The 20,963-nt window shown below is 71.7% G+C and carries 25 protein-coding genes; 15 read left to right on the plus strand and 10 right to left on the minus strand.

Annotated features, from left to right (window positions below):
• Positions 1-20 precede the first annotated feature (20 nt).
• Together AA23TX_RS04460 and AA23TX_RS04465 are read left to right on the plus strand one after the other, a co-directional pair.
• Positions 21-1,112 carry an NAD/NADP-dependent octopine/nopaline dehydrogenase family protein gene (locus tag AA23TX_RS04460; RefSeq protein ID WP_196425178.1) on the plus strand — a complete coding sequence of 364 codons (1,092 nt, stop codon included), beginning with the start codon at positions 21-23 and terminating at the stop codon, positions 1,110-1,112.
• Positions 1,113-1,349: 237 nt separating this feature from the next.
• On the plus strand, positions 1,350-1,655 hold the full coding sequence (locus AA23TX_RS04465; RefSeq protein WP_155541314.1) for an Rv1322 family protein: 306 nt from the start codon (positions 1,350-1,352) through the stop codon (positions 1,653-1,655).
• A 36-nt stretch (positions 1,656-1,691) separates the two neighbouring features.
• Here the strand turns inward: AA23TX_RS04465 and AA23TX_RS04470 are convergent, their stop codons facing one another.
• Complete coding sequence (locus tag AA23TX_RS04470; RefSeq protein ID WP_155541315.1) at positions 1,692-2,231, minus strand: GNAT family N-acetyltransferase; 540 nt, start codon at positions 2,229-2,231, stop codon at positions 1,692-1,694.
• On the opposite strand from AA23TX_RS04470, the gene AA23TX_RS04475 reads away from it, so the two are divergent.
• Positions 2,230-2,991 (plus strand): alpha/beta fold hydrolase, encoded by a 762-nt coding sequence (locus AA23TX_RS04475; RefSeq protein ID WP_155541316.1) that lies wholly within the window; start codon positions 2,230-2,232, stop codon positions 2,989-2,991. The two genes, AA23TX_RS04470 and AA23TX_RS04475, sit on opposite strands and share 2 nt — an antisense overlap.
• Here AA23TX_RS04475 and AA23TX_RS04480 read toward each other — a convergent pair.
• The gene (locus AA23TX_RS04480; protein ID WP_155541317.1) at positions 2,979-3,800 is read right to left on the minus strand and encodes a phosphotransferase family protein; all 822 of its coding nucleotides are present in this window, start codon (positions 3,798-3,800) and stop codon (positions 2,979-2,981) included. The two genes, AA23TX_RS04475 and AA23TX_RS04480, sit on opposite strands and share 13 nt — an antisense overlap.
• A gap of 134 nt (positions 3,801-3,934) precedes the next feature.
• On the opposite strand from AA23TX_RS04480, the gene ctaD reads away from it, so the two are divergent.
• The 4 genes from ctaD (at position 3,935) to AA23TX_RS04500 (ending at position 8,267) form a co-directional block, all read left to right on the plus strand.
• Positions 3,935-5,725 (plus strand): aa3-type cytochrome oxidase subunit I, encoded by a 1,791-nt coding sequence (gene ctaD / locus AA23TX_RS04485; RefSeq protein ID WP_155541318.1) that lies wholly within the window; start codon positions 3,935-3,937, stop codon positions 5,723-5,725.
• Positions 5,726-5,840: 115 nt separating this feature from the next.
• Positions 5,841-7,070, plus strand: coding sequence for a phosphoserine phosphatase SerB (serB, locus tag AA23TX_RS04490; RefSeq protein WP_155541319.1), 1,230 nt, complete (start codon positions 5,841-5,843; stop codon positions 7,068-7,070).
• Positions 7,067-7,846 carry a peptidyl-tRNA hydrolase gene (locus tag AA23TX_RS04495; protein WP_155541320.1) on the plus strand — a complete coding sequence of 260 codons (780 nt, stop codon included), beginning with the start codon at positions 7,067-7,069 and terminating at the stop codon, positions 7,844-7,846. The genes serB and AA23TX_RS04495 overlap by 4 nt, the downstream gene beginning before the upstream one ends.
• Before the next feature lie 16 nt (positions 7,847-7,862).
• On the plus strand, positions 7,863-8,267 hold the full coding sequence (locus AA23TX_RS04500) for an OsmC family protein (RefSeq protein WP_155541321.1): 405 nt from the start codon (positions 7,863-7,865) through the stop codon (positions 8,265-8,267).
• Here the strand turns inward: AA23TX_RS04500 and AA23TX_RS04505 are convergent.
• The 3 genes from AA23TX_RS04505 to AA23TX_RS04515 form a co-directional block, all read right to left on the minus strand.
• A complete protein-coding gene (locus AA23TX_RS04505) occupies positions 8,264-8,605 on the minus strand; it encodes a hypothetical protein (protein ID WP_155541322.1) in 342 nt (113 codons plus the stop codon). The genes AA23TX_RS04500 and AA23TX_RS04505 overlap by 4 nt on opposite strands.
• 59 nt (positions 8,606-8,664) lie before the next feature.
• On the minus strand, positions 8,665-10,710 hold the full coding sequence (locus AA23TX_RS04510; RefSeq protein WP_155541323.1) for an ATP-dependent DNA helicase: 2,046 nt from the start codon (positions 10,708-10,710) through the stop codon (positions 8,665-8,667).
• Positions 10,711-10,812: 102 nt separating this feature from the next.
• The gene (locus AA23TX_RS04515) at positions 10,813-11,400 is read right to left on the minus strand and encodes a biotin transporter BioY (RefSeq protein ID WP_155541324.1); all 588 of its coding nucleotides are present in this window, start codon (positions 11,398-11,400) and stop codon (positions 10,813-10,815) included.
• Positions 11,401-11,606: 206 nt separating this feature from the next.
• Between AA23TX_RS04515 and AA23TX_RS04520 the strand changes: the two genes are divergently transcribed.
• Positions 11,607-12,224 (plus strand): choice-of-anchor P family protein, encoded by a 618-nt coding sequence (locus AA23TX_RS04520; protein WP_155544247.1) that lies wholly within the window; start codon positions 11,607-11,609, stop codon positions 12,222-12,224.
• Positions 12,225-12,238: 14 nt separating this feature from the next.
• Here AA23TX_RS04520 and AA23TX_RS04525 read toward each other — a convergent pair whose 3' ends face one another.
• The 3 genes from AA23TX_RS04525 to AA23TX_RS04535 are packed head-to-tail and all read right to left on the minus strand — an operon-like array spanning position 12,239 to position 14,802.
• Positions 12,239-12,883 (minus strand): bifunctional 4-hydroxy-2-oxoglutarate aldolase/2-dehydro-3-deoxy-phosphogluconate aldolase, encoded by a 645-nt coding sequence (locus tag AA23TX_RS04525; protein WP_155541325.1) that lies wholly within the window; start codon positions 12,881-12,883, stop codon positions 12,239-12,241.
• The gene (locus AA23TX_RS04530) at positions 12,880-13,458 is read right to left on the minus strand and encodes an isochorismatase family protein (protein WP_155541326.1); all 579 of its coding nucleotides are present in this window, start codon (positions 13,456-13,458) and stop codon (positions 12,880-12,882) included. The genes AA23TX_RS04525 and AA23TX_RS04530 overlap by 4 nt, the downstream gene beginning before the upstream one ends.
• A gap of 42 nt (positions 13,459-13,500) precedes the next feature.
• Positions 13,501-14,802: a nicotinate phosphoribosyltransferase gene (locus AA23TX_RS04535; RefSeq protein ID WP_155541327.1), complete on the minus strand. Its 1,302-nt coding sequence runs from the start codon at positions 14,800-14,802 to the stop codon at positions 13,501-13,503.
• 74 nt (positions 14,803-14,876) lie between these two features.
• Between AA23TX_RS04535 and clpS the strand changes: the two genes are divergently transcribed.
• The 6 genes from clpS to AA23TX_RS04565 all read left to right on the plus strand — a co-directional run bounded on the left by clpS (position 14,877) and on the right by AA23TX_RS04565 (position 18,499).
• Entirely contained in the window at positions 14,877-15,176 is a 300-nt protein-coding gene (gene clpS, locus AA23TX_RS04540; protein WP_155541328.1) for an ATP-dependent Clp protease adapter ClpS, read from the plus strand.
• Positions 15,173-15,730, plus strand: a complete 558-nt coding sequence (locus AA23TX_RS04545) for a DUF2017 domain-containing protein (protein WP_155541329.1) — start codon at positions 15,173-15,175, stop codon at positions 15,728-15,730. Before clpS ends, AA23TX_RS04545 begins: the two co-directional genes overlap by 4 nt.
• Positions 15,727-16,716 carry a P1 family peptidase gene (locus tag AA23TX_RS04550; protein ID WP_155541330.1) on the plus strand — a complete coding sequence of 330 codons (990 nt, stop codon included), beginning with the start codon at positions 15,727-15,729 and terminating at the stop codon, positions 16,714-16,716. Before AA23TX_RS04545 ends, AA23TX_RS04550 begins: the two co-directional genes overlap by 4 nt.
• An 81-nt stretch (positions 16,717-16,797) precedes the next feature.
• Positions 16,798-17,205, plus strand: a complete 408-nt coding sequence (locus AA23TX_RS04555) for a M67 family metallopeptidase (RefSeq protein WP_155541331.1) — start codon at positions 16,798-16,800, stop codon at positions 17,203-17,205.
• 67 nt (positions 17,206-17,272) lie between these two features.
• Positions 17,273-17,545, plus strand: coding sequence for a MoaD/ThiS family protein (locus tag AA23TX_RS04560; protein WP_086679767.1), 273 nt, complete (start codon positions 17,273-17,275; stop codon positions 17,543-17,545).
• A 3-nt stretch (positions 17,546-17,548) separates the two neighbouring features.
• Positions 17,549-18,499 carry a PLP-dependent cysteine synthase family protein gene (locus AA23TX_RS04565; protein ID WP_155541332.1) on the plus strand — a complete coding sequence of 317 codons (951 nt, stop codon included), beginning with the start codon at positions 17,549-17,551 and terminating at the stop codon, positions 18,497-18,499.
• Position 18,500: 1 nt separating this feature from the next.
• Here AA23TX_RS04565 and AA23TX_RS04570 read toward each other — a convergent pair whose 3' ends face one another.
• Positions 18,501-19,328, minus strand: coding sequence for an MBL fold metallo-hydrolase (locus tag AA23TX_RS04570; protein WP_155541333.1), 828 nt, complete (start codon positions 19,326-19,328; stop codon positions 18,501-18,503).
• Positions 19,329-19,338: 10 nt separating this feature from the next.
• Here AA23TX_RS04570 and AA23TX_RS04575 point away from each other — a divergent pair, with 10 nt between their 5' ends.
• A complete protein-coding gene (locus AA23TX_RS04575) occupies positions 19,339-20,061 on the plus strand; it encodes an aspartate/glutamate racemase family protein (protein ID WP_155544248.1) in 723 nt (240 codons plus the stop codon).
• On the opposite strand, the gene AA23TX_RS04580 is transcribed toward AA23TX_RS04575, so the two are convergent.
• Positions 20,051-20,899 carry an arylamine N-acetyltransferase family protein gene (locus AA23TX_RS04580; RefSeq protein WP_155541334.1) on the minus strand — a complete coding sequence of 283 codons (849 nt, stop codon included), beginning with the start codon at positions 20,897-20,899 and terminating at the stop codon, positions 20,051-20,053. The genes AA23TX_RS04575 and AA23TX_RS04580 overlap by 11 nt on opposite strands.
• Positions 20,900-20,963 lie beyond the last annotated feature (64 nt).

Below are 20,963 nucleotides of genomic sequence, written 5' to 3' on the forward strand. Positions count from 1 at the left end.
GAGTGACGGGAGTGGGCGGGATGAGCGGGCTGGACGGGATCGGGGTCGTCGGGGCCGGTGGTGAGGGACGGGCGGTCGCGGCCCACCTCGCGTCACTGGGGTTGCCCGTGCACCTCTGCACACGGGATCTGTCGGCTGTGCGGGACATCGCGCGCCGGCGGGAGATCGTCGCGAGCGGGGTGCTCGACGGTCGGTTCCCGCTGCGGGAGGTGACGGCGGACCCCGCGTCGTTGGCCGGGCGGGCCGTGGTGCTGGTCGCGACGGTGACCACCGCCTATCCGGAGGTCGCGGTCCGGCTGGCGCCGCACCTTCGCCCGGGGCAGGTGGTGGTGCTGTTCTCCAGCAAGCTGTGCGGGAGCGTCGAGTTCGCGCACGCGCTCGCCGCCGCCGGGGCACCGGCGGTCGACGTCGTCGAGACCGACGCGCTGTTCGCCGCCCGGCCGTCCGGGACCGGCGGGGTGACGGTGCTGGGGGCCAAGGGCTGGAACCTGATCTCCGGCAGCACGCCGTCCGCGGTCGGACGGCACGCCGGGCTGCTGCGCGAGTGGTTCCCGATGCTGGAGGTCGCGCGGAACCCCGTCGAACGCGGCCTGCACGACTTCGGCGCGGTCGCGCACGTGCCGATCGCGCTGGCCAACCTCGGCACCATCGACCGCGCGGAGGACCTGCTCTTCTACGTCGAAGGCGTTTCGCACCGCACGATCGCGTTGCTGGAGCGGACCGAGGCCGAGTTCGCCGCCGTCGCGCGGGCGTACGGTGCCCGGCTGCTGCCCATGACCGAGATCCTCGACCGCTACTACGGCTGCCCAGCCACGACGTTGCTCGACGCGTTGCGGACGGTGGAGCCGTACCGGACGATCGCCGCGCCGACCAGCCTCGACCACCGGTTCCTGACCGAGGACATCCGCTCCACGCTCGTGCCGCTGCAGGCACTCGCGCGGTGCGCCGGGGTCGTCACGCCGATGGTCGACGCCGCCATCACGATCATGTCCGTGCTCGGGGGCGAGGATTTCCGGCTGACCGGCCGGACGCTGGCCCGGCTCGGCTGGGACGGGCTCGGCCACGACGGGATCCGGCGCCGGCTGCGGGCCGGTGGCCGGGTCGCGGCTTGAGCACCGACGGGCATCACGCGTGACGGGACGGGCATCTCGCGTGATTGCGGGGGCATCTCGCGTGATTGGAGGGGCATCACGCGTGATTGGAGGGTCGACTCGCGTACTCGGGCGGACGACTCGCGTATCCAGATGGACGACTCGCGTACCTGGGTGGACGACACGCGTACCTGGGTGGACGACTCGTGGGTCTGGAGGGGCGGGTGGGCGGGAGCGGGTGGCGGTTACCGTTCGGGGGTGCCTCGACGGAATCGTCCCGGCCGCCGCGCGGACGGCGGGCCGCCCGAACGCGAACTCGGTGCCGCGACCGGCTGGGCCCGCGCCGAGTCCGGGTCCGACGGCGACTGGCTCGTGCGGACCGTGCCCGGCTCGCAGGCCACCAAGGACTACCGGTGCCCCGGCTGCGACCACGAGATCCGGCCGGGCACGCCGCACCTCGTCGTCTGGCCCGCCGACGAGACCGGCTCCGTCGCCGACCGGCGGCACTGGCACCGGGCCTGCTGGGACGCCCGGGCGCGCCGGCGGCCGAACCGCCGCCGGTGACGCCATTCCTTCTGGAGTTGTCAAAGATCGCCCGGCTCAGCGCCGGTAGTGCCGCGACATCGCGCCGTCGTACATCTCCTCCGTGTACTCGGTGAAGCCGAGCCGCTCCGCCACCCGCAGCGACGGCTTGTTGTCGACGCTCACGCTCGCCAGCACCGGCACGGACGGCAGCTCGCGGGCACACCACCCGAGGACCGCCAGCCCGGCCTCGCCCGCGTACCCCTTGCCCCACGCCGACGGCCGGAACCGGTAGCCGAGGTTCAGCACCTTCTCGCCGTGGAACTCCCGCAGCCGCACTCCGCACATGCCGATCACCTCGGTGCCGCCGCGCTCGGTCACCGCCGGGTAGCCGAAGCCGTGCTCGGCCCAGTGCGCCAGCCACTCCGAGAACATCGCCGACGCGCGCGGGACGTCGGGCGGGTCCGGGTGGAAGCGGTTGGTGCGCGGATCCGTGTGGATGTCGACCATCGCCTGCCGGTCCGCCTCGTGGAGCGGACGCAGCAGCAGCCGGTCGGTTTCGATGTCGGTGAACACATCGGCGAAGCTAGCGCGGGGGTCCGACAAAATGGCCCGCATGACGGAACTGCCGCTGGTTCTCCTCCACGCCTTTCCCCTGGACGCCCGCATGTGGAACGCGGTGCGCGAGCCCCTCGCATCACACCTTCGGGTGATCACCCCGGACCAGCGCGGGCTGGGCCGCTCGCCGCTGCCGGAGTCCGATCGCGAGCCGAGTCTCGAGGACGCCGCGCGCGACGTCGTCGCTCTGCTGGACCGCCTGGAGCTGGACCGGGTCGTGCTCGGCGGCTGCTCGATGGGCGGCTACCTCGCGATGGCCGTGCTGCGGCTGGCACCCGAGCGGGTCGGCGGGCTCGTGCTCATCGACACCAAGGCGACGCCCGACACGCCCGAGGCCGCGCAAAGCCGGCTCGACGTGGCCAAGCGCGTCGACGACGAGGGCATCGGCGGCTGGCTCGCTGAGGCCAACCTGCCGAACCTGCTGGCCGGGTCGACGCGCGAGCGTCGGCCGGACATCGTCGAGGACGTCCGGGTGATCATCGAATCACAGCCGTCCGCCGGGATCTCGTGGACGGCACTGGCGCTGCGGACCCGGCCGGATTCCCTCGAGCTGCTGCGCGACGCGGGCGTCCCCGCGCTGGTCGTCGTCGGCGAAGAGGACCCGATCACCCCGGTCGCGGCGGCGAGCGCGATGGTCGAGGCCATGCCTGGCGCGACGCTCGTGGTGCTCCCCGAAGTCGGGCACCTGACCCCGCTGGAGGACCCGGCGGGCGTGGTCGAGGCGATCCTCTCCTGGTACCCGGCGACTCACGAGAAGTAGGCGGCGAGCGCCGAACGGGCGCCGGGGAGCCGGTGCGGGAACCGGATCGCGATGACGTACTGCCACACGACCGAGTAGAGCTCGCGGAGGCGGACCCAGGGCTCGACCGAGGCGCCGGCCGGCTCGCCGGGGTAGGCGGCCAGGAACTCCGGGCCGCCCTGCCGGGCGAGGATCCCGAGGTCCCAGGCCAGCGGCCCGAGCCAGGTGTCCTCGAAGTCCAGCCAGCAGGGGCCGGCGGGGGTGGCGATCAGGTTGCCGGGGTGCGCATCGCCGTGCAGTGGCTGCACGGCGACGTCCGGGAGCGCCTCGGCGAGCCGGTCGGCCTCCGCGCGCAACCGGGGCGCTTCGCCGTCCAGGTCGTGCCGGTCGAAGATCCGATCGAGGTCGTCGAGCGGGCCTCGCCGGGGCAGTTCGCCCGGGTAGTCCCGCAACGCGGAGTGCACTTCGGCGAGCGAGCGCGCGACGACGTCCGGTGCGTACCGGTGGTCCGGATCGTGCGGGGTGTGGTGCCAGAGCGTGACCGGCAGGCCCTCGGCGAAATGCGTTCCGACCGGGGGATCCGTGGCCGGTGAGACGACGAGCACACCACGTTCGGTGAGGAACCGGGAGAGGGCCACGTCCCGCTCCTGCCAGGCCGGCCCGGGTCGCGCGAGGCGGGTGGTCCCCGGCACCCGCGCGACCAGCGGACCCAGCTTCACCAGCACGTTCGAGCGTTCGTGGAGGACCTCGGGCTCGTGCTCGCGCAGGCCCAGCCGGGAGGTCACGGTCAGTGCCGCGCGAACCGCGGCGCGCGTGTATTCGTCGGCCACGGACCGATCTTGCCAGCCGGTGCGCGCGACTGTCGGTAGCGAGGGCTACGATCCCCCTTGACCGCTGAACCGGGCGTTGCCCACCTCGGCGGCCGGACGATGACCACCACGAGGTTTGAGTGTTGGAGGCAGGAGTGACGGCCGTAGCCCCCAAGCCGATCGCGACGCGCCCGTACCCCGCGCGCGAGTCGGTCAAGGGTTCGTACCTGCTGCGGTTGTTCCGCACGACGGACCACAAGCAGATCGGGATCATGTACCTGGTCACGTCGTTCGCCTTCTTCATGGCGGGCGGCGCGATGGCCATGCTCATCCGTACCGAGCTGGCGCGACCCGGGCAGCAGTTCCTGTCGCAGGAGCAGTACAACCAGTTGTTCACCATGCACGGCACGGTGATGCTGCTGCTGTACGCGACCCCGATCCTCTTCGGCTTCGCGAACTTCGTGCTCCCGCTGCAGATCGGCTCGCCGGACGTCGCGTTCCCGCGGCTGAACGCGTTCTCGTACTGGCTGTACCTCTTCGGCGGCCTGATCGTGCTGTCGGGCTTCCTGACGCCGGGTGGCGCCGCCGACTTCGGCTGGTTCGCCTACACCCCGCTGTCGGACGCGATCCACTCGCCGGGCGTCGGCGCGGACCTGTGGATCTCCGGCCTGGTGGTCTCCGGTCTCGGCACCATCCTCGGCGCGGTCAACATGGTCACCACCGTGGTCTGCCTGCGCGCGCCGGGCATGACGATGTACCGGATGCCGATCTTCACCTGGAACATCCTGGTGACGTCGATCCTGATCCTGCTCGCCTTCCCGATCCTGACCGCGGCCCTGATGGGCCTGCTGGCGGACCGGCACTTGGGTGCGCATGTGTTCGACCCCGAAAACGGCGGGGTGATCCTCTGGCAGCACCTGTTCTGGTTCTTCGGCCATCCAGAGGTCTACATCGTCGCGCTACCGTTCTTCGGGATCGTGTCTGAGATCTTCCCGGTGTTCAGCCGCAAGCCCATGTTCGGCTACAAGAGCCTGGTCTGGGCGACGCTGGCCATCGCGGCGCTGTCGGTCGCGGTGTGGGCGCACCACATGTACGCCACCGGCGCCGTGCTGCTGCCGTTCTTCTCCTTCATGACGTTCCTGATCGCGGTCCCGACCGGCGTGAAGTTCTTCAACTGGATCGGCACGATGTGGAAGGGCCAGCTGTCCTTCGAGACGCCGATGATCTTCTCGATGGGCTTCATCGTCACGTTCCTCTTCGGCGGCCTGACCGGCATCATGCTGGCCGCGCCGGCGATCGACTTCCACGTGTCGGACAGCTACTTCGTCGTCGCGCACTTCCACTACGTGCTCTACGGCACGATCGTGTTCGCCACCTTCGCCGGCATCTACTTCTGGTTCCCGAAGATCACCGGCCGGATGATGGACGAGAAGCTCGGCAAGTGGCACTTCTGGACCACGTTCATCGGCTTCCACGGCACGTTCCTCGTCCAGCACTGGCTGGGCGCGGAGGGCATGCCGCGCCGGTACGCGGACTACCTGACCAGTGACGGTTTCACCACGCTGAACACGATCTCGACGATCGGCGCGTACATCCTCGGTGCCTCGACGCTGCCGTTCATCTGGAACGTCTTCAAGAGCTACCGGTACGGCGAGATCGTCACGGTGGACGACCCGTGGGGCTACGGCAACTCGCTCGAATGGGCGACGTCCTGCCCGCCGCCGCGGCACAACTTCACCGAGCTGCCCCGGATCCGCTCCGAGCGGCCCGCGTTCGAGCTGCACTACCCGCACATGATCGAACGCATCCACAACGAGGGTGAGATCGGCTTCTTCGGGAAGCAGAAGGTCAACAGCCACTCGGCCCCGTCGCAGCTGCTCACCGAAGCGGTGATCCCGGGAGACCACTCCAAGGACAACGCGAGCGAGCAAGGCGACGACAAGTAGCACCTGATCGAGTGAGCGCGTGCCCGGCTTTTGTGAAGCCGGGCACGCGCTCTACTTATGTCCGCGGCCGGACCGGCAGACTGACTGTGCAGCGTCGCCGAACGAGGGATGACCAGTGACCCAGACCCCCGTCCTGATCACGACCACCGGCCCCGACAAGCCGGGCGTCTCGTCCGTGCTGTTCGCCGTGCTGACCCGCCACGACGTCGACGTGCTCGACGTCGAGCAGGTCGTCATCCGCGGGCAGCTGGTGCTCGGCGTGCTCGCCGGCGTGTACCGCGACCCGGAGGGCCTGCAGGAGTCGGTCGAGCAGGCGATGGCGTCCGTCGGCATGCAGGTCGAGGTCAAGATCGGCTCGGCGATCGGGGACGACCCGTTCGCGCTGGGCCGCAGCGACTCCACCCACGTGCTGGTGGTGCTGGGCCGTCCGGTCACCGCGCGGGGCTTCTCGGAGGTCGCGCGCCGGCTGGCTTCGCTGGGCGCCAACATCGACGCGATCCGCAGCGTCGCCGACTACCCGGTGACCGGGCTGGAGCTGTACGTCTCGGTCGACCGGGACACCCGGGAGGCCGACGCCGCCCTGCGCTCGGAGCTCGCCGACGCCGCGGTCGAGGTGGGCGTCGACATCGCCGTCGAGCGGGCCGGGATCACGCGCCGGGCGAAGCGGATGGTCGTCTTCGACGTCGACTCGACGCTCATCCAGGGCGAGGTCATCGAAATGCTGGGCGCGCACGCCGGCGTCGAGCCGGAGATCCGCGAGATCACCGAGGCCGCCATGCGCGGTGAGCTGAACTTCACCGAATCGCTCGAACGGCGGGTCGCGCTGCTGGAGGGCCTGCCCGCGTCGGCGATCGACGAGGTCGCCGCGTCCATCGAGCTGACCCCGGGGGCGCGCACGACGATCCGCACGCTCAAGCGGATGGGGTTCAAGACCGGGGTGGTGTCCGGCGGGTTCACGCAGGTCATCGGTCGTCTGGTGGAGGAGCTGGGCCTCGACTTCGCGGCGGCGAACGAGCTCGAGATCGTCGACGGCAAGCTCACCGGGCGCGTGGTCGGGGAGGTCGTCGACCGCGCCGGCAAGGCGAAGGTGCTTCGCCGCTTCGCCGGCGAGTACGACATCCCGCTCGAGCAGTGCGTCGCGGTCGGGGATGGCGCCAACGACATCGACATGCTTTCGGCGGCCGGTATGGGCGTCGCGTTCAACGCCAAGCCCGCGCTGCGCGAAGTGGCTGACACGGCGCTCTCGCACCCGTACCTCGACGCCGTGCTGTTCGTGCTCGGCCTCACGCGCGGCGAGGTCGAAGCGGCCGACGCCGCCGACGGGCTCGAGCTGATGCGTCCGTGAGCAGCGTTCTCGACCCCCTGGGCGCCCGCTACGCGTATTGGCTGGGGCTCCCGGCCGAAGACACTTCGGACACTTCCGACGAGCTCCCGGAGGAAGTCCGGGCGATGCCGGTGATCCTGCGCATCGAACGGGCCGAGCCGCCCGGCCGCACGCCGCTGCTGGAGGCCGCCGCGGCCGCCGCGCTGGCGGTCTGCCTCGATGAGCGTTCGGAGCCCGGTGGCGAGTGGGCCGAGCCGATGCACGCGTGGCTGGACAACCGGATCCGCAAGGTGGCGCGGCGCGCGCGAGGTGCGCACTGGGCGGCGGTGCAGGACCTGCCGGGCATCACCGTCGAGATCGACGGCGCCGAGGCGCGGGCCCTGGTGCCGGGCCTGGTCGCCGAGGCGCCCAAGGAGGTCTCGCGGCTGCAGATCTCGGGCAGTGAGCTGCCGCCCGACGAGCCCGGGCCGCTGCCCGCCGGCGTCCCGCTGCTCCTGCTCAACCCGCACGCGCCGATGACCGTCGGCAAGGCCGCCGCGCAGGTCGGGCACGCCACGATGATCCTCGCGGCGCTGCTGGACGACGCCGCGCTGGCCGGCTGGGCCGAGCGGGGATACCGGACCGCCGTGCGCACCGCGAGCCCGGTGCAGTGGAAGGAACTGCACCCCGGCGACGACCCGGAGGGAGCGTGGCGGCGCGATCGTGTCGTGGCCGTCCGGGACGCCGGGTTCACCGAGGTCGATCCGGGCACGATCACGGTTCTTGCCCAGTGGGAGCCGGAACAAGCGGTTTCCTGACCGGGTTGGAGCGGGCATGGGACTCGAAGTACAGCGCGACGGCAAGCACTCCTTCGTCGGCCGCAACGACCGGGGCGCCGAGGTGCGGCTGGGCCGCACCGGCGCCGAAGGGGCGTTCTCGCCCGCGGAACTGCTGCAGATCGCGGCAGCGGGCTGCAGTGCGGTGACCGCCGAGGAGCTGATCACGCGGCGAGTGGGCGAAGACGCGAAGTTCCGCGTGGCCGTGAGTGCCGATCGCCGTGAGGGCGCTTCGGAGCTGGACGCGGTGCACGTGGCCTTCGATGTCGACGTGTCGACTTTGGCGGCGGATCAGCGGGAGGCGCTGGCCGGTGCCGTGGATCGCGCGATCGAGCGGCTGTGCACGGTGAGCCGGACGCTCAAGAAGGGGATTCCGGTGACGGAGAGCTTCCCGGAGGCCTAGTTCTCGCTGGATTCCCAGACCACGTAAGCCTGGTCGGCGTCGGTCGTCATGGCCTCGATGAACTTCTCGTTGTCGAAGCCGGGCAAGGACTGCAGGCGCTCGATCAGGGCGTCGGCCGCCGGGTCGCCGCTCGGGACCGCCGTGCCCTTGCCGTCCGTTCCGACCAGCATGAAGAACACGTCTTCGTTCCACGGGCCGTCGGGGATCACGCGGACCATCACCGACGACAGGCCGGCCCACGTGACAGCTTCTTCGCTGCCGTCCGCGAGCCGCCGCCGTACGCCGGTGTCGTCGACACTGACGGTCCGGGACTGTGCGCTGGACGAATCCTGGGTCAACCGGTGCTCCCTTTATTGCTTCGGTTGCTTCACCGTACCGGTCGGTGTTGTGGACCGCGTCACGCGGGCGCGGCTGCGTCCAGCCGGCGCAGCGCTTCGCGCGCGACCTTCGGGTCCATCGTCGGCCAGAACGGAGGCAGCGAAGCACGGAGGAATCCGCCGTAGCGGGCGTTCGCGAGCCGCGAATCCAGCACCGCGACCACCCCGCGGTCGCTGACCGAACGGTGCAGCCGGCCGGTGCCCTGCGCCAGCAGCAAAGCCGCGTGCGTGGCCGCCACGGTGAGGAACCCGTTGCCGCCGCGGGCTTCCACCGCGCGCTGCCGGGCCGAGGAGACCGGGTCGTCCGGGCGCGGGAACGGGATCCGGTCGACCACCACGAGCTGCAGCGACGGACCGGGGACGTCCACGCCCTGCCACAGGCTCAGCGTGCCGAACAGGCACGTGCGGACGTCCTCGGAGAACTTCTGGACCAGCAGCGACGTCGCGTCCTCGCCCTGGCAGAGGATCGGGAAGTCGAGCCGCTCGCGCATCTCCTCGGCCGCCTGCTTGGCCGCGCGCATCGAGGAGAACAGCCCCAGCGTGCGCCCGCCCGCGGCCTCGATCAGCTCGGCCAGTTCGTCCATTGTGGACGTCGCGAGGCCGTCGCGGCCCGGCGGCGGCAGGTGCTTGGCCAGGTACAGGATGCCGTTCTTCCGGTGGTCGAACGGCGACCCGACGTCCAGGCCGGTCCACTTCGGGCCGGAGTCGTCGGACGGCGCTTCCTTGTCGGTCGCGGCTCCTGGCGCCTTTTCGACGCGAGCGGCCGGCGGGAGGCCCCACTGGCGCGCCATGGTGTCGAACGTCCCGCCGAGGGTCAGCGTCGCCGACGTCAGGACCGTCGTGTGCAGGTTGAAGACGCGCTCGCGCAACAGCCCGGCGACGCCCAGCGGCGCCACCTTCAGCGCCGGCGGCCGCGGGTTCGACGCGTACTTGTCGCCGGCGAGCCAGACGACGTCGCGCTGGTGCGCCTGGTCGTCGTCGAACGCCTCCAGCAGGCGGACCGCGGTGTCGTGCACCTCGTCGAGCAGCGAGCGCGCCAGCTTCCGCGCGGTGGCCCCTTCGAGGTCCTCCTTGCGATCGGATCCCAGCGACGTGATGCACCGGTGCGCGGCGTCGCGGATCGCCGGGATGGCCCCCTTCAGCGGCTGCGGCAGCTCGTCCATCCGGCCCGGGGGCAGGTCGTCGACGATCAGCGCCAGCCCGTCTCCCGCTTCCAGGAGGCTGTCGGCGACGTCGGCGTCGATCAGCTTGCCGCAGCGGCGCGCGGCCGACGCGCACATCGCGCTGGTCAGCTCGCCGGTGGCGACGGAAGTGACGCGGTCGACGAGGTCGTGCGCCTCGTCGATGATCACGACGTCGTGGTCCGGCAGGACCTGGTAGCCCTGCAGGGCGTCGATCGCCAGCAGCGCGTGGTTGGTGACGATGACGTCGGCGCGGCCGGCCTCGGCGCGGGCCTTCTCGGCGAAGCAGTCCGTGCCGATCGGGCAGCGCGAAGCGCCGAGACATTCCTTCGCCGTCACGGACACCTGGCGCCACGCCTGGTCGGTGACGCCGGGGACGAGCTCGTCGCGGTCGCCGGTTTCGGTGTCCGACGCCCACTCCCGCAGCCGCGTGACCTCCTTGCCGAGGCGCGACACCGCGAACGGATCGAAGAGCTGGGCGTCCTCCGGCTCGTCCGGCGCGCCGGAGTCCAGGCGGTGCAGGCACATGTAGTTGCGGCGGCCCTTGAGGATCGCGAAGGTCGGTTCGCGGCCCAGCGGCTTCTTCAGCGCCTTCGCCAGGCGCGGGAGATCGCGGTCGACGAGCTGGCGCTGCAACGCGATCGTCGCCGTCGAGACCACGACGGTGGCTTCCTTCTCGACGGCGTGCCGGATCGCGGGAACGAGGTAGGCCAAGGACTTGCCGGTGCCGGTGCCGGCCTGCACGGCCAGGTGCTCGCCGGTGCGGATGGCGCGGCCGACGGCGTCCGCCATCTCGACCTGCCCCGGGCGCTCGGCACCTCCGACGGACTCCACCGCGTGGGTGAGGAGTTCGAGGACGCCGGGGAAGTCAGTTCGAGCGGGCACAGCGACACATTAGCCGCCGCCTCCGACAAAGAGCGGCGCTCCGTCGCGAACGGGCCACTCGCGTCGCGGGACCTCCCGTGCGGAAGGTCCCGCGGCGAGCACTCAGTCCTGATTACGGCCGGAGACCAGCTTCCAGGTCAGCGGCAGCAGGCCGGCGGCCACGACGATCTTGATCGCGTCCCCGACCAGGAACGGCGTCACGCCCTTGGCGAACGCCGTCGACAGGTCGAACCCGGTGGACGCCATCAGCCACGGCACGCCGAACGCGTAGATCACGACGTTGCCGAGCACCATGGTGCCCGCGGTGCGCACCGGCGTCCGGTCGCCGCCGCGGCCGGCGAGCGCGCCGACCAGCGCGCCGGCGAAGACGAACCCGACGATGTAGCCGGCGCTCGCGCCGGACAGGCCCGCGGTGCCGTGCTGGAACCACGGCACGCCCACGGCGCCGACGAGCAGGTACACGAGCATCGACGCGGCGCCGCGCGACATGCCGAGCGACGCGCCGACGAGCAGCGCGGCGAACGTCTGGCCGGTCATCGGCACCGGGCTGCCCGGCACCGGGATGGTCAGCTGCGCGGCGGCACCGGTGAGCACGGCACCGCCGGCGACCAGCGCGATGTCCCGGACGAGGGAGCCGGGCACGAGGTCGGCCAGCACGGGCCGCTTGCCGGCGAAGGACAGCGAAGACACAGAACCTCCCTGGGTGATCAGACAGCCGACGTTAACGCTCGTTACCTCGGGAAAAACCCGGAAGTTGCGTTCCTCACCGTCCACTCGTCCGGGTGGACCCGATCAGGGATGGCCCCGGGCCTGCCGATGACGAAGGGGGTGACTACGAACTGTCACGCGACCGAGGAGGCCGGTGCATGCGAAACGCCAGGAAGAGGACATTCCGGTTGCTGGCGGTGACGACGCTGGCCACGCCGTTCCTGGCCGCCGCCGCGTCGGGCGCGTCCACCGGATGGGCGTCTTCCGGCGCGATCGACGTGACCATCGACAACGAGCACATCGTCACCGGTGAGCTGGCGAAATGCACCGTCGACGGTCCCTACAGCGCCCGGACGCCCGGCGGCGAGACCGGCGACATCGCGGTGTTCGGCGTCGGCGAGACCGGCTGCGGCCGGTCCGGCGCGGTGTCGGTCGCGCAGGCGTCCGGGCACCGGTTCGCGACCAGCGTGCTGAAGCGCTTCGGTGGCCCGGCGCTGTCCGTGCGCACCTACTCGGCCAAGTGCGCGACGACGGAGACCGGCAGCCTCGGCGAGGTCGCGATCGGCGCGGTCGAGGGGATCACCGTGCCCGCGCAGATCCCGCCGAACGACCGGATCGTCATCCCGGGCGGCCCGGCGGGCACCGCGCTGGCGACGGTGATCCTCAACGAGACCGTGACGCCCCAGCCGCCGGACGGCAGCCTGGTGACGCACGCGGTGCACATCAAGCTGTTCCCGCAGGGCGGCCCGGCGAGCGGCGACATCTACCTGGGCACGGCCGCCTGCGACCCGTTCGGGAAGAAGTAGCGCCTCGGGGCCGGTCAAGCCGTGGCGAAGCGGCCGGCCGCCGCGACGAACTCGCCCGCCCGCGCGGCCAGGTCCGGCAGGCTGCCGCTCGGCGAGAGCGCGTCGCCCAGCAACGGGGTCGCCGCCGCGATCGCGATCGCGCCCGCTCGCAGGTAGCCCTCGACGTCGGCCAGGTGGACGCCGCCGGTCGGGACCAGCGGGACGTCCGGCAGCGGCGCCCGGATCGCGCGCAGGTAGGCGACCCCGCCCACCGCCGCGACCGGGAACACCTTGACCGCGGCTGCGCCGAGGCGCCAGGCCTGGTCGATCTCCGTCGGCGTCAGCGCGCCGCAGACCACCGGGGTGTCCAGGTCGGCGGCGCGCTCCAGGACGGCCGGGTTCACCGTCGGCGTGATCAGGTACGCGGCGCCCGCGTCGACCGCGATGTCCACATCGGACGGTTCGCGGACGCTGCCCGCGCCGATCAGCGCGTCTTCGCCGAGAGCGAGGCGCAGCGCGGTGATCGCCGCGGGCGCGCCCGGCGTCGTCAGCGTCGCTTCGAGCAGGCGGACGCCCGCCGCGTGCAGCACCATCGCCGCGTCGGCGAAGCGGGCCGCGTCGGGCGCGCGCAGGATCGCGACCAGCCGGTGTTCGGCCAGCGAGGCCCGCAGGTCCTTCACTCCGCCGACCCGACGAACGCCATGCCGGTGTGGGTGACCCCGGCCTGGTCGAAGTCCTCGATCGTCGCGTCCACCGTCGGCTGCGAGCCGCCGACGGTCAGGTCCAGCAGCACCCGGACCCCGAAGCCGGCACGAGCCGCGTCGAGCGCCGTCGCGCGGACGCAGAAGTCCGTGGCGATGCCGACGACGTCGACGTCGGTGACGTCGTGCTCGCGCAGCCAGGCTTCCAGGGACTTCCCGTCGCGGGCCGCGCCCTCGAAGCCGGAGTAGGCGGCGCTGTACTCGCCCTTGGAGAAGACCTCGCCGATCGGGACGACGTCGAGCGCGGGGTGGAACGACGCGCCCGGCGTGCCGGCGACGCAGTGCACCGGCCAGCTGTCCTTGAAGTCGGGCGTCTCGCTGAAGTGGGCGCCCGGGTCGATGTGGTTGTCCCGGGTGGCCACGACGTGGCTGTACCCGCCCTCGGCGGCCTGCTTCGAGATGGCGGCGGCCGCGGCGGCCCCGCCCGGCAGGCCGAGCGAACCCCCTTCGCAGAAGTCGTTCTGCACGTCCACCACGATCAGCGCGGTACCCATGGTCGGACTCCGTTTCAGAGACAGTGTCTTTACAAAAAGTCTTTACAAGAACTGGGTCGGGATGGCGGGCTCGCCGTGAGAGAGCTTGAGGCCCTCCCACGGCAGGCTGACCAGGCCGCGGCGCAGCCGCTGCCTGGCATCGTCGAGCGTAGGCAGGTCCGCCTCCACGCGGCCACCGCGGATCAGCGGGATCTGCAGCGGGCGGTCGGTGGGCTCGGGCTCGGGCGCGCCGCCCGCCGTGGTCCACACGACCTCCTCGACCGCCGTGCCGGTGCCGCGGTGGCGCCGCAGCGCGGACTTGCGCCCGCCGCGCGACTCCTTGTGGGCGCTGCGCTTGGCGACCGGCTTGCCGTCCACCTCGACCAGCTTGTAGACCATCCCGGCGGTCGGCGCGCCGGAGCCGGTGACCACCGAGGTGCCGACGCCGTACGCGTCCACGGGCTCCGCGCGCAGCGCCGCGATGGCGTGCTCGTCGAGGTCGCCGGAGACGACGATCCGGGTGTCCTTCGCCCCGAGGGAGTCCAGCTGCTCGCGGGCGCGGCGGGCGAGCGGGCCGACGTCACCCGAGTCGATCCGGATCGCGCCCAGCTCGGGCCCGGCGACGCGGACCGCCGTCTCGATGCCGGCGGTGATGTCGTAGGTGTCGACGAGCAGCGTCGTGTCCGCACCCATCTTGTCGACCTGCGAGCGGAACGCCTCTTCCTCGCTGTCGTGCAGCAGTGTGAAGGCGTGCGCGACGGTGCCGCGCGTCGGGATTCCGTAGCGGCGCCCGGCTTCGAGGTTGGACGTCGTCGCGAAGCCGGCCAGGTAGGCGGCCCGCGCCGCCGCGACCGCCGCGTATTCGTGCGTGCGTCGCCCGCCCATCTCGATGATCGGGCGGCCGTGCGCGGCCCCGGACATCCGGGCCGCCGCGGACGCGATCGCGCTGTCGTGGTTGAGGATCGACAGCACCAGCGTCTCGAGCAGCACGCACTCGGCGAACGAGCCGGAGACGGTGAGCAGCGGCGAACCGGGGAAGTACAGCTCGCCCTCGGGGTAGCCGTCGATGTCGCCCGAGAACTCGTAGCCGGCGAGCCAGGAGAGCGTCGCGTCGTCGACGACCGCGGTCGCCTCCAGCTGCGACAGCTCGGCGTCGGTGAAGCGGAAGTCCGCGATCGCGTCGAGGACACGGGCGGTACCCGCGACGACGCCGTAGCGGCGTCCGTCCGGCAAGCGCCGGGCGAACACCTCGAACACGCAGGGCCGCGCGTGCGTCCCATCGGCGAGCGCGCTGCCCAGCATGGTCAGCTCGTAGTGGTCGGTGAGCAGCGCAGTGCTGGTCGTGGCCGGCTCCGGTGAACCCATGGGGTCAGCCTATTCACCCACATGGCCGGACCTGGCGCGGCGTACCCTGTCGCCCCCGTGACACCATGGGGTGCATGTCCATGCCTGTCGCAGCCGAGCAGACGCAGGTCGAGCCGGCCGGTGCCGAGCTCGCCGAGTCGGACACACCCTGGCGGACGGTGGTGTGGAACGACCCCGTCAACCTGATGTCGTACGTCACGTACGTCTTCCAGAAGCTGTTCGGGTACGGGCGCGACCACGCCACCAAGCTCATGCTGGACGTGCACCACAAGGGCAAGGCGATCGTCTCGTCCGGCACCAAGGAGAAGGTGGAGACCGACGTGGCGAAGCTCCACGCGGCGGGCCTGTGGGCCACGATGGAGCAGACCTCGTGAACGGGTGGCGGCGCAAGGGCGCGGTGATCCACGCGGGCTTCGAGCAGCAGGAAGCCGCGGTGCTGCGCGGGCTGGTCAGCCAGCTCGAGGACATGCTCACCGCGCGCGCCGAAGAGGCGCCCCAGGACGAGCTCGCCGAGCTGACCGGCATCCGGATCGGGCCGACCGAGTCCCCGGACGACCCCGTGCTTTCGCGGCTGCTCCCGGACTTCCACAAGCTCGACCCGGACAACCCGACCCGCGAGGACCTCGACTCCGCCGCGGCGATGCGTTCGCTGCACGAGCCGGAGCTGCTGGACATGAAGGTCGGCGTGGCCAAGATCGTGCTCGACACGCTGCCCCGCGACGGCGGTCACGTCCGGCTGACCGAGGAGCAGGCCGACGCCTGGCTCGGCGCGCTCAACGACGTCCGGCTGGCGCTCGGCACCGCGCTCGACGTCACCGACGACATGCCCGACGAGCTGCCCGAAGACGACCCGCGGGCGCCGCACCTCGGCGTCTACCACTGGCTGACCTGGGTGCAGGAGACGCTGATCCAGGCGCTGACCGGATGATCACCGACGTGCCGGGTGTCCTGGTCGGGCACCACGAGCGGGTCGGCGACGGCTGGGCCACCGGGACGACGGTGGTCCTGGTCCCCGACGGCGCGGTCGGCGCGGTCGACCAGCGCGGCGGCGCGCCCGGCACGCGCGAGACGAACCTGCTGGAGCCGGAGAACCTGGTGCAGCGGGTCAACGCGGTCTGCCTCTCGGGTGGGTCGGCGTACGGGCTGGCCGCGGCCGACGGCGTCATGCGGTGGCTCGCCGAGCGGAACCTGGGTTTCCCGGTGGGCGCGCAGCCGCACGAGGTCGTGCCGATCGTGCCCGCGGCGGTGCTGTTCGACCTGCCGCGCAGCGAGTGGGGCAACCGGCCTGACGCGTCCTTCGGCTACGCGGCCTGTGAAGCGGCTTCGGAGTCGTTCGCTTCGGGGACGGTCGGTGCGGGCGCGGGGGCGGCCGTCGGGTCGCTGAAGGGCGGGATCGGGTCCGCGAGCGAGGTCGTCGGCGAGTTCACGGTCGGGGCGATCGCGGCGGTCAACGCGGCGGGCGAGGCCGTGGACCTCTCGACGGGCCGCGCGTTCGCGGCCGACCACGGCGACTTCGGCGTGACGTGGCCTTCGCGCGCCGCTGACCTGCCGTCGCGGCGGACCGACCTGAACACGACGATCGGCGTGGTCGCGGTGGACGCGGCGCTGTCGAAGGCCGAGGCGCGGCGGATCGCGGTCGCGGCCCAGGACGGGCTGGCGCGCGCGGTGCGCCCGGCCCACACGATGTTCGACGGCGACACGGTGTTCGCGCTGGCCACGGGAGCGCACGAGCTGCCGGACGCGAGCGGCCCGTTCGGCGCAGCGGCGCGTCCGGCGGCGCTGGACGCGCTGTGCTCGGCGGCGGCGAGGGTGTTCGCGCGGGCGATGGTGCACGGGTTGCTGGCGGCGACGACGGCCGGTGGCGTGCCGGCCTACCGGGACGTCTGGCCGGAAGCGTTCGGTCAGCCCGGATAAGGATCTTCGGACACGATCGGGCCCACTGAGCGCAATATCTCATCATCTGGACGTGCTTTGTCCACCACCTAAGATGTCGGTGTGCTCCGGATCCGCCGTGAACTCGTCGACGAGATCGTCGCCCATGCCCGCCGTGACCATCCCGACGAGGCGTGCGGCGTCATCGCCGGGCCCGCAGGGTCCGACTCGGCCGAGCGCTTCATCCCCATGCTGAACGCCGCGCGGTCGCCGACGTTCTACGAGTTCGACTCCGGTGACCTGCTGAAGCTCTACCGGGAGATGGACGCCAACGACGAGGTGCCCGTGGTGATCTACCACTCGCACACCGCGACCGAGGCCTACCCGTCGCGGACCGACGCGAACATCGCGGCCGAGCCGGACGCGCACTACGTGCTCGTCTCCACCCGCGACCCCGAAGTGCACGAATTCCGGTCGTACCGGATCGTGGACGCCGAGATCACCGAGGAGCCGGTCGAGATCGTCGACTGAGCCCCGCCGGAATAAACCGCCGCGCCACCGGCGTCTGCGTGTAAGAACCCACCGGAGGTAAGAACCCATGGCCGTGACCGTCTCCATCCCGACGATCCTGCGCACCCACACCGGCGGCGAGAAGTCCGTCGAGGCGAAGGGCGCGACCGTCCTCGAGGTCATCGACGACGTCGAGTCCCGCCACGCCGGCATCAAGGGCCGCCTGGTGAAGGAGGAGAAGCTGCACCGCTTCATCAACGTCTACGTCAACGACGAGGACGTGCGCTTCGCCGGCGGCCTCGAGGCCGAGGTCAAGGACGGCGACACCCTGACCATCCTCCCCGCCGTGGCCGGTGGCTGATCGATGGCTCGCTTCGAGTCCCTGCTCGACGCGCTCGGCGGCACCCCGCTGGTCGGGCTGCCCCGGCTCTCGCCCACGCACGACGTACGCCTCTGGGCGAAGCTGGAGGACCGCAACCCGACCGGCTCGATCAAGGACCGCCCCGCGCTGGCCATGATCGAAGCCGCCGAGCGCGAGGGCAAGCTGCGGCGCGGCTCCACGATCCTGGAGCCGACGTCGGGCAACACCGGCATCTCGCTGGCCATGGCCGCCAAGCTCAAGGGCTACGGGCTGGTCTGCGTCATGCCGGAGAACACCTCGACCGAGCGCAAGCAGCTGCTGCAGGCCTACGGCGCGCGGATCGTGTTCTCCCCGGCCGCGGGCGGCTCGAACGAGGCCGTCCGGCGGGCGAAGGAACTGGCGGAGGCGAACCCCGAGTGGGTGATGCTCTACCAGTACGGCAACCCGGCCAACGCCGACGCGCACTACCGCGGCACCGGCCCGGAGCTGCTCAAGGACCTGCCTACGCTGACGCACTTCGTCGGCGGCCTCGGCACGACCGGGACCCTGGTGGGCGTCGGCCGGTACCTGCACGAGGCGAAGCCGGACGTCCAGGTCATCGCGGCCGAGCCGCGCTACGGCGAACTGGTGTACGGCCTCCGCAACCTCGACGAGGGGTTCGTCCCGGAGCTGTACGACGCTTCGGTGCTGAACGGCCGCTACTCCGTGGGCGCGTACGACGCGCTTCGCCGCACGCGTGAGCTGCTCGAGAACGAAGGCATCTTCGCGGGCATCTCGACGGGCGCGGTACTGCACGCGGCGCTGGCGGTGGCCGAGAAGGCCGCGGCCCGGGGCGAGCAAGCGGACGTCGCTTTCGTCGTCGCCGACGCCGGGTGGAAGTACCTGTCGACGGGTGCCTACGCGGGGTCGCTCGACGAGGCCGCCGCGCGGCTCGACGGGCAGCTCTGGGCCTGAGTCACTCGGCCTTCCACAGCTCGGGCAGAGCCAGGTCGACGCCGTCGGCCCCGGCCAGCCGCTCGAAGGTGGCCATGGTCGCCCCCAGGTCGTCGAACACCTTCGGCAGCAGCTTCAGCGGCTTGGACAGCGGGCGCCAGAAGGCGTCCCAGTGGATCGGGCGGACCTTGCGCGGTCCGAGCGCGCCGACGGTCTCCCGCCAGTACTCCTCCCGCCATTCCTCGGTCTGCTTGCCGGCCGCTCCCGCGCCGAGGTAGACGACGTCAGCGGAGTGGCCGGCGAGCGCCCCGGGCACGAAGTTCGCGGACGCGTGGACGACGACGCTGCCCGCCGCGTGCGCGATGTGGAACGAGTAGCACCGCCCGGTCTTGAAGTCCTTCGCCTTGGCCGGCAGCCGGACCGGCTCGGTGATCTCGCCCGGCACCCGGTCGCCGGCGCTGTGCCTGGTGTCGATCGGGGTCACGGTGAACGCGCCGAACTCCACCGGCTCGCCCGGCACCAGCTCTTCGAACGGCTCCGCGGCCAGGTCGTAGCCCTCCTGGACCTTCCGGGTCGACGGCGAGCCGGCCAGCGTGGCGCCGGTGAGCCGCGCGACGACCGGCGCGTCGAGGACGTGGTCGACGTGCGAATGCGCCACCAGGACGGCGTCGAGCTCCGTGACACCGAGCCGGCTCAGGGCCTCGTCGATGCGCTCGCGGTCCGGCGCTACGCGCCTCGCCATCTTGAGCAGGGACGGCCGCGAGAAGAAGCCGTCGACCAGCACGCCGGAGGTGCCGTCGGTGACCAGGACGTTCGACACCCCGGCGAAAGCCGTGCGCAGTTCGGGCATGCTGAACAGCATGAAGGTCATCGGGCTGCTCGGCGGGATGAGCTGGGAATCTTCGGCCGAGTACTACCGGCTGCTGAACGAACGGGTGAAGAACGCCCTCGGCGGGTTCCACTCCGCCCACACGATCCTCTACTCCGTCGACTTCGCCGCCATCGAAGCGATGCAGGCCGAAGACCGCTGGGACGACGCCGGCGCCGAGCTGAACCGCGCGGCTCGCGCGCTCGAAGCGGCGGGAGCGGACTTCGTCGTGCTCTGCACCAACACCATGCACAAGGTGGCCGAGCAGCTGGAAGACGGCCTCGGCATCCCGCTGCTGCACCTCGGCGACGTCACCGCCGCGGCCGTCGGCGCCGCCGGGATCCGGCGGGTCGGGCTGCTCGGGACCGGGTTCACCATGGGGCAGCCGTTCTACCGCGACCGGCTCGCCGCGCACGGCCTCGACGTGCTCGTGCCGAGCGCGCAAGACCGTGACCTCGTCCACCGCGTCATCTACGACGAGCTGGTGCTCGGCGTGGTGAAGCCCGAGTCCAGGACCGCCTACCGCTGCGTGATCGCGCGGCTGGTCGAGGCGGGGGCCGAGGGCGTGATCTACGGGTGCACCGAGATCGAGCTGCTGGTCGGCCCGGAGGACTCGCCCGTGCCGACCTTCCCGACGACCCGCCTGCACGCCGACGCCGCCGTCGACTTCGCGCTCGGCAAGGCCCCGCTGCCGCCGGCCCCGGTCACACGCTGACGACCGGCCCTCCCGCGTGGGCTTCGTGCTGCGCCACGACCTGCCGCCACAGCCGCTCGCGCTCCTCGGCCGTGAACAGGTCCGGCGTGATGCCGAAGACGTCCGCCGCGGCCGTCCACCAGTCCGCCGGCAACTCGACGAACTCCTTGGTGCCGTGGCGGTTCAGGGTCCGCGCCCGCAGGGTGTCGACGCCCGTCGCGTCCCGGCGTTGCAGCACGCAGACCCGGACGAACCCGGACTCCGGTGCCGTCGACAGCCACGCGTGCTTCGCCGCGAAGTCGGCCATCTCCGCCGCGCCCGCCGCGAAGTCGAAGCCGGCGAAGCTGCCCGACGGGTCGTGGTCGAACCGCCAGCCGCCCGGCGCCACCTCCGAGGGCCGCAGCCGGTAGGTGTGCGGGCCTTGCCGGTAGGTGCCTTCCCGTAGGGGGAGCGGCTCGTGGATGCCGTCGCCCAGCCCGGCGTCCACCAGCCACGTCGTCCCCGGCTCGTCCGGCACCCCGGTGACGGTCAGCGCCAGGTGGTTGCGGTCGACGTTCGGCGCGTCGCCCGGACCGCCCTGAACCCCGCCGAGGTGGCGCGTGACCTGGTAGCCGAGCTCGCGCAGCAAGGCCGAGAAGGCGCCGTTCAAGTGGTAGCAGTACCCGCCGCGGCCACGCAGGATCCGCGCGAGCGACGCCGACGGCTCCAGCGGCGTCGGCCGCCCGAGCTGGATTTCCAGCGCCTCGTACGGCACGCGCTCGACCTGCGCCGTGTGCAACCGCCGCAGCGCGGCCACGCTCGGCGGCTCCGCGTCGAGGCCGAGCCGCTTCAGGTATCCATGAACGTCGAAGTTCCCCATGCCCGAGACGCTAGCGGTGGGTACCGACAAAAAGCCGGGATCAGGGATTTCACCCGAGGTGCGT

It is taken from the genome of Amycolatopsis camponoti (assembly GCF_902497555.1).
Lineage (GTDB): Bacteria > Actinomycetota > Actinomycetes > Mycobacteriales > Pseudonocardiaceae > Amycolatopsis > Amycolatopsis camponoti.

Bases quoted from the DNA above. Each gene is read 5' to 3' on its own strand.
- clpS (WP_155541328.1), top strand. From the start codon at position 14,877: ATGTCCATGCCTGTCGCAGCCGAGCAGACGCAGGTCGAGCCGGCCGGT.
- AA23TX_RS04570 (WP_155541333.1), bottom strand. From the start codon at position 19,328: ATGCCCGAACTGCGCACGGCTTTCGCCGGGGTGTCGAACGTCCTGGTC.
- AA23TX_RS04470 (WP_155541315.1), bottom strand. From the start codon at position 2,231: ATGCGGGCCATTTTGTCGGACCCCCGCGCTAGCTTCGCCGATGTGTTC.
- AA23TX_RS04580 (WP_155541334.1), bottom strand. From the start codon at position 20,899: ATGGGGAACTTCGACGTTCATGGATACCTGAAGCGGCTCGGCCTCGAC.
- AA23TX_RS04565 (WP_155541332.1), top strand. From the start codon at position 17,549: ATGGCTCGCTTCGAGTCCCTGCTCGACGCGCTCGGCGGCACCCCGCTG.
- AA23TX_RS04535 (WP_155541327.1), bottom strand. From the start codon at position 14,802: ATGGGTTCACCGGAGCCGGCCACGACCAGCACTGCGCTGCTCACCGAC.
- AA23TX_RS04575 (WP_155544248.1), top strand. From the start codon at position 19,339: ATGAAGGTCATCGGGCTGCTCGGCGGGATGAGCTGGGAATCTTCGGCC.
- AA23TX_RS04500 (WP_155541321.1), top strand. From the start codon at position 7,863: ATGGGACTCGAAGTACAGCGCGACGGCAAGCACTCCTTCGTCGGCCGC.
- AA23TX_RS04550 (WP_155541330.1), top strand. From the start codon at position 15,727: ATGATCACCGACGTGCCGGGTGTCCTGGTCGGGCACCACGAGCGGGTC.
- AA23TX_RS04475 (WP_155541316.1), top strand. From the start codon at position 2,230: ATGACGGAACTGCCGCTGGTTCTCCTCCACGCCTTTCCCCTGGACGCC.
- AA23TX_RS04530 (WP_155541326.1), bottom strand. From the start codon at position 13,458: ATGGGTACCGCGCTGATCGTGGTGGACGTGCAGAACGACTTCTGCGAA.
- AA23TX_RS04460 (WP_196425178.1), top strand. From the start codon at position 21: ATGAGCGGGCTGGACGGGATCGGGGTCGTCGGGGCCGGTGGTGAGGGA.
- AA23TX_RS04560 (WP_086679767.1), top strand. From the start codon at position 17,273: ATGGCCGTGACCGTCTCCATCCCGACGATCCTGCGCACCCACACCGGC.